Genomic DNA, 6,057 nt, shown 5'->3' with positions numbered 1-6,057 from the left:
CGGCCGTCTGGGCCTGGGCCGGGGCGGGAGCCTGCGCCTGCGGTGCGGGGGCGGCCTGCGGCGCGCTGCCGGAGTCCGCGCCCGCGGCACCGGAGGCGGCCTGGGCCGCGGCCGCGCCCGGCTTGTAGTCGGCGAAGAAGTCCCACCAGGCTCGGTCCACGGAGTTCGGGTCCTGGAGGTACTGCTGATAGATCTCGTCGACGAGCCACTCATTGGCACCGAACGCGGCCGCGGGGTTCTTGCCCGCGTTGCCCGCTTGGTCGGTGTCGGTCGAGATGCTCGAGTTACTGGGGGACTGTGGCGACACGGCGAGAACCGCCCTCTTCCGCTTCTTCACAAGATGGTGGACAGCGGGAATCAAGGCTACGCCTCCCGCGCCCGGAAGGTCAGACCGGGCCCGTTCATCGTCGCGTAAGTCACATCGCAGACCGTGTTTCGGTGCTGGAAATGGCGGGAAACAAGCGAGGTTCTGCTGCGCGTGGGAAGGGGAGACCGGGACCCGGCGCCGAGAGGACGCGGGTCTGTACCTGGTCTGCGCCTGATCACACGTGTCCGCCAGCGCGGACGTCAGTGGATCTTGGCGCTCCGCTTCGAACCCTACGTCAACTCGATGCCGTGGGAAGACCCGGAAGGGTGATCAGGATGCGGCAGCCCCGCTCGGATTCGGCCACTCCGATCCGGCCGCCGTGCAGATCCACCGCCCAGCGCGCGATCGCCAGGCCCAGCCCGGTGCCGCCGTCGCTGCCCGGACCGTGCGGCCGGGACACGGAACCACGGTTGAACCGCTCGAACACCCGGCGCCACTCCGAGCGCGGAATGCCGGGGCCCTCGTCGAGAACCTCCAGCTCCAGCGACTCCGGAAGGTCCCCGCGCCGCGCCCTGACCGTCACCCGGCCGTGCGGCGGGCTGTGCTTGACCGCGTTGTCGATGAGGTTGGCGACGACCTGGTGGATGCGCTCGGGGTCGGCGTGCGCGGTCAGCTCCGGCGGGAAGACGTCGAGTGCCAGATGGACGTCGGTGCGGCTGTGGCTGCCGGACCCGGACGCGATGCCCGCGCGCGCCGAGGCGACCATGTTGGCCTCCTTCAGCACGCCGGACAGGTAGGGCCACACCTCGAAGCGCCGCTTGCGCAGCGGTATGACGCCGTTGTCCAGGCGGGAGAGGTCCAGCAGCGTCTCCACCAGCCGGCCGAGCCGCTCCGTCTGTCCGAGCGCCGTCCGCATGGTCTCCGGATCGGCCTCGGTGACCCCGTCGACGATGTTCTCCAGAACCGCGCGCAGGCCCGCGATGGGGGTGCGCAGCTCGTGCGAGACGTTCGCCACCAGCTCCTTGCGCTGCCGGTCCTGGGCCTCCAGGTCGTCGGCCATGCGGTTGATGGTGACGGCGAGGTCGCCCAGCTCGTCACGGCGGTTCTCGCGGACCCGGCGCGTGTAGTCGCCGTGCGAGATGGACCGGGCCACGGCGTTCATCTCGTCCAGCGGCGCGGTCAGCGAGTGCGCCACGAACTGGGTGATCAGCAGGGTGGCGATCATCGAGAAGACCGTGATGAAGCGCAGCTCCGTCTTGGTGTGCACCGCGATCACCGAGAGACCGGTGGTGATCAGCACCGACGTGACGACCAGCGCACCCAGCTTGGTCTTGATCGAGAACGGGCGTACGCCGCCCCAGGGTTCCCCGGTGCTCCGGGGGCCGGGGCTCCTCCGTGCGGCCTCCCGCCCTCCGCTCATGGCGTCGGTGTCTCCAGCGCGTACCCCACGCCGTGCACCGTACGGATCCGCTCGGCCCCGATCTTGCGGCGCAGCGCCTTGATGTGGCTGTCCACGGTCCGGGTGCCGGAGGCGTCCGCCCAGTCCCACACCTCGGCCAGCAGCTGCTCCCGGGAGAGCACCGCGCGCGGGGTGTTCGCCAGGCAGACCAGCAGGTCGAACTCGGTGGGGGTGAGGTGGACGTCCTCGCTGCGCACCCGTACCCGGCGCTGCGCGTGGTCGATCTCCAGCTCGCCGAGGCGCAGGATGCCGCTGCGCGGCGTCGAGGCGGCCACGACGGCCCGCTCCACCCGGCGCAGCAGCACGTGCACGCGCGCGGCCAGCTCGCGCATCGAGAACGGCTTGGTCATGTAGTCGTCGGCGCCCACGCCGAGCCCGACCAGCATGTCCGTCTCGTCGTCGCGCGCGGTGAGCATCAGCACCGGCACCGGCCGCGCGGCCTGCACACGACGGCAGACCTCCAGGCCGTCGAAGCCGGGCAGCATGATGTCGAGGATCAGCAGGTCGGGCTGCCACGCCTCGGCCGTGTCGACGGCGGCCGGACCGTCGCCCGCCGTTTGCACCAGGAACCCCTCGGCGCGCAGGCGGGTCGCGATGGCGTCCACGATCGTCTGGTCGTCCTCGACCACCAGCACCCGGCGCTGGGCGCCCGGGGTAGCCGTCGCCGTGCCGTTGTGGGAGGTCTGTGTCTGCTCCATCGCCCGCCCCTGAGGTGTGCTTACCGGAATCAGTGGGGTGATTCCTCGTCTGCGCATGACTGCGATCGACGCTTGAACGACCGCGTCAGGTCAGCAGCGTACGGGGATTCACCGCGCCTTTGCTATCCAGGTCCGACGCCGAGGTGGACGACGTCCGGAACGCCCCGGGCAACGGGGATCTCTTCGGTACGCACCTGCTGGAACCCGGCATTACGCAAGGTTTCTTCGAATTCCGGAGAGGGCTGCGCGGACCATACGGCGAGCACTCCGCCGGGCCTCAACGCCCGTGCGCAGCCCGCCAGTCCGGGCGGTGCGTAGAGCCCGTCGTTGCCCTCGGTGACGGTCCAGCCGGGGCCGTTGTCGATGTCGAGGCAGAGGGCGTCGTACGTGTCGGAAGTCTCATTGACGTACCGCACCAGATCCGCTTCCACGATCTCGGTGCGGGGGTCGGCCAGTGCCTCGGCGGACAGCGGGGCCAGCGGGCCGCCCCGGTGCCAGTCGATGACGGCGCGCTCGCGTTCGACGACCGCGATCCGGCCCCAGCGCGGGTCGGCGGCCGCGTGTGCGAGTGAGAAACCGACCCCGAGTCCCCCGATGAGCAGGTGCGGAGCGTTCCGCACGGCACGGCCGGCGAGGGCGTCGGAGGCGGCGAGCGCGTCGGCCGCCGCGTCCACCAGCCGCCGCTCCGAGCGCCCGTCCGAGGTGTCCATCAGGAAGCAGCCGTTCGCGATGATCTGCAGCAGTGCCCCGTGCCGGCGCAGGACGACCTCGCCGTGCGGGCCCTCGCGACGGTCCAGTACTTCGGGGATGCCGTGGTCGTGGGAGTCATGGGAAGTGATGGGCATCGACCCATCCTGGCAGGGGGAATGCCGTGGGGTCCGGCCGCCTGGCAGGGGGAATGCCGTGGGGCCCGGCCGCCTGGCAGGGGGAATGCCGTGGGGTCCGGCCGCGCTCTCGCCTGCGGGGACCGGGGGGCGGAGCGGACGAGGAGCCTCCGCTTCTTGATCGCTCAGAGCGAACACGCTGGGGGGAACAATCAAGGACTCGCTTTCATTGAGTCGGTGTAACTCAACTTGAATGCCGAAGGGGAGATCATGGCTGCTGAGTCCGACGCCTTCACACCGTTCACCCTGCCCGTGCTGCCGCTCGACGACGAAGTGGTGCTGCCCGGGATGGTCGTCCCCCTGGACCTGAGCGACGCCGAGGTACGGGCCGCGGTGGAGGCCGCCCAGGCCGCCGCCAGGTCCGAGCCGGGCAAGCCCCGGGTCCTGCTCGTCCCGCGCGTCGACGGCACCTACGCCACGACCGGCGTCCTCGGCACGATCGAGCAGGTCGGCCGGCTGGCCGACGGCGACCCGGGCGCCCTGATCCGCGGACGGGACCGCGTGAAGATCGGCGCCGGCACCACCGGACCCGGGGCCGCCCTGTGGGTCGAGGGCACCCGCGTCGACGACACCGTGCCCGACCCCCTGCCCGGCCAGGTCACCGAACTGGTGAAGGAGTACAAGGCACTCGCCACCGCCTGGCTGCGCAAGCGCGGCGCCTGGCAGGTCGTGGACCGGGTGCAGGCCATCGACGACGTCTCCGCGCTCGCCGACAACTCCGGCTACTCGCCCTTCCTCACCACCGAGCAGAAGCTCCGGCTCCTGGAGACCGCCGAGCCGGTCGCCCGCCTCAGGCTCGCCACCCAGCAGCTGCGCGACCACCTGGCCGAGCAGGACGTCGCCGAGACCATCGCCAAGGACGTCCAGGAGGGCGTCGACAAGCAGCAGCGGGAGTTCCTGCTGCGCCGTCAGCTCGAGGCCGTGCGCAAGGAACTGCGCGAGATCAACGGCGAGCAGGAGGGCGAGGAGTCCGACGACTACCGCGCCCGCGTCGAGGCCGCCGACCTGCCGGAGAAGGTCCGCGAGGCCGCGCTCAAGGAGGTCGACAAGCTGGAGCGGTCCTCCGACCAGTCGCCCGAGGGCTCCTGGATCCGCACCTGGCTCGACACCGTCCTCGAACTGCCGTGGACCGTCCGCACCGAGGACGCCTACGACATCCGGGGCGCCCAGGCCGTACTGGACGCCGAGCACGCGGGCCTCGACGACGTCAAGGAGCGGATCACCGAGTACCTGGCGGTGCGCAAGCGGCGCGTCGACCGGGGGCTCGGCGTCGTCGGCGGGAGGCGCGGCGGTGCCGTACTCGCCCTCGTCGGCCCGCCCGGGGTCGGGAAGACCAGCCTCGGCGAGTCCGTCGCCCACGCGATGGGCCGCAAGTTCGTCCGCGTCGCCCTCGGCGGCGTCCGCGACGAGGCGGAGATCCGCGGCCACCGGCGTACGTATGTCGGCGCCCTGCCCGGCCGGATCGTGCGGGCGATCAAGGAGGCCGGGTCGATGAACCCGGTCGTGCTCCTCGACGAGATCGACAAGGTGGGCTCGGACTTCCGGGGCGACCCGGCCGCCGCCCTGCTCGAAGTCCTCGACCCCGCCCAGAACCACACCTTCCGGGACCACTACCTGGAGGTCGAGCTCGACCTGTCCGACGTCGTGTTCCTCGCGACGGCCAACGTCCTCGAAGCCATCCCGGAGGCCCTGCTCGACCGCATGGAGCTGGTCCGCCTCGACGGCTACACCGAGGACGAGAAGATCGTCATCGCCCGCGACCACCTGCTCCCGCGCCAGCTGGAGCGCGCCGGGCTCGACAAGGACGAGGTCACGGTCGACGAGGGCGCGCTGCGCAAGCTGGCCGCCGAGTACACCCGAGAGGCAGGCGTACGCACCCTGGAGCGGTCCATCGCCCGGCTGCTGCGCAAGGTGGCGGCCCAGCACGAACTGGGCGAACGCGAGCTGCCCTTCACCGTCACCGACGGCGACCTGCGCGCCCTGATCGGCCGGCCGCACCACGTGCCCGAGTCCGCCCAGGAACCGGCCGAGCGGCGCACCTCGGTGCCGGGCGTGGCCACGGGCCTCGCGGTCACCGGCGCGGGCGGCGACGTCCTGTACGTCGAGGCGTCGCTGGCCGACCCGGAGACGGGCGCGTCGGGCCTGACCCTGACCGGTCAGCTGGGCGACGTGATGAAGGAGTCGGCGCGGATCGCGCTGAGCTTCCTGCGCAGCCGCGGCGCCGAGCTGGAGCTGCCGGTGGCCGACCTGAAGGACCGGGGCGTGCACATCCACTTCCCGGCGGGCGCGGTCCCGAAGGACGGCCCGAGCGCCGGCATCACGATGACGACGGCGCTGGCCTCGCTGCTCTCCGGCCGGCTGGTGCGCACCGACGTGGCGATGACCGGCGAGGTCTCGCTGACCGGCCGCGTGCTGCCGATCGGCGGCGTCAAGCAGAAGCTGCTCGCGGCGCACCGGGCGGGCATCACCACGGTGATCATCCCCAAGCGCAACGAGCCCGACCTGGACGACGTCCCGGCTGAGGTACTGGACAAGCTCGACGTCCACGCCGTCTCCGACGTCCGCCAGGTCCTCGAGCTGGCCCTCGCACCGGCGACGAGCGGTGCGGAGCCGGAGGTTCCGGTCGCCGCGATGGGGGTACCTCCCAGGCTTTGAGCACTGGGGGAGGACGCGTGGCCGGATGAGTGAAGGGAAGGGCCCGGACTCCGC

Annotated in this window: 5 protein-coding genes; 1 reads left to right on the top strand and 4 read right to left on the bottom strand. The window is 71.6% G+C overall.

Annotation, left to right across the window (positions count from 1 at the left end; all coding sequences use genetic code 11):
* The 4 genes from ACP4J0_RS18790 to ACP4J0_RS18775 form a co-directional block, all read right to left on the bottom strand.
* The coding region (locus tag ACP4J0_RS18790) for a 2-oxoglutarate dehydrogenase E1 subunit family protein (RefSeq protein WP_426599810.1) at positions 1 to 307 on the bottom strand (307 nt) is incomplete at its 3' end.
* Between the two features lie 295 nt (positions 308 to 602).
* Positions 603 to 1,727: a sensor histidine kinase gene (locus ACP4J0_RS18785; protein ID WP_426599809.1), complete on the bottom strand. Its 1,125-nt coding sequence runs from the start codon at positions 1,725 to 1,727 to the stop codon at positions 603 to 605.
* Positions 1,724 to 2,464: a response regulator transcription factor gene (locus ACP4J0_RS18780; protein ID WP_279559812.1), complete on the bottom strand. Its 741-nt coding sequence runs from the start codon at positions 2,462 to 2,464 to the stop codon at positions 1,724 to 1,726. Before ACP4J0_RS18780 ends, ACP4J0_RS18785 begins: the two co-directional genes overlap by 4 nt.
* 122 nt (positions 2,465 to 2,586) lie before the next feature.
* Positions 2,587 to 3,309 (bottom strand): spermidine synthase, encoded by a 723-nt coding sequence (locus ACP4J0_RS18775; RefSeq protein WP_426599808.1) that lies wholly within the window; start codon positions 3,307 to 3,309, stop codon positions 2,587 to 2,589.
* Positions 3,310 to 3,558: 249 nt separating this feature from the next.
* Here ACP4J0_RS18775 and lon point away from each other — a divergent pair, with 249 nt between their 5' ends.
* On the top strand, positions 3,559 to 6,003 hold the full coding sequence (gene lon / locus ACP4J0_RS18770; protein WP_426599807.1) for an endopeptidase La: 2,445 nt from the start codon (positions 3,559 to 3,561) through the stop codon (positions 6,001 to 6,003).
* The last annotated feature ends 54 nt before the right edge of the window (positions 6,004 to 6,057 follow it).

This window comes from Streptomyces sp. WG7 (assembly GCF_049975785.1).
Lineage (GTDB): Bacteria > Actinomycetota > Actinomycetes > Streptomycetales > Streptomycetaceae > Streptomyces.
This window is presented reverse-complemented; position numbering and strand designations above follow the sequence as displayed.

What these genes read in the sequence shown, in the direction of transcription:
- ACP4J0_RS18785 (WP_426599809.1), bottom strand. Translation starts at nt 1,727, where the DNA reads ATGAGCGGAGGGCGGGAGGCCGCACGGAGGAGCCCCGGCCCCCGGAGC.
- ACP4J0_RS18775 (WP_426599808.1), bottom strand. Translation starts at nt 3,309, where the DNA reads ATGCCCATCACTTCCCATGACTCCCACGACCACGGCATCCCCGAAGTA.
- lon (WP_426599807.1), top strand. Translation starts at nt 3,559, where the DNA reads ATGGCTGCTGAGTCCGACGCCTTCACACCGTTCACCCTGCCCGTGCTG.
- ACP4J0_RS18780 (WP_279559812.1), bottom strand. Translation starts at nt 2,464, where the DNA reads ATGGAGCAGACACAGACCTCCCACAACGGCACGGCGACGGCTACCCCG.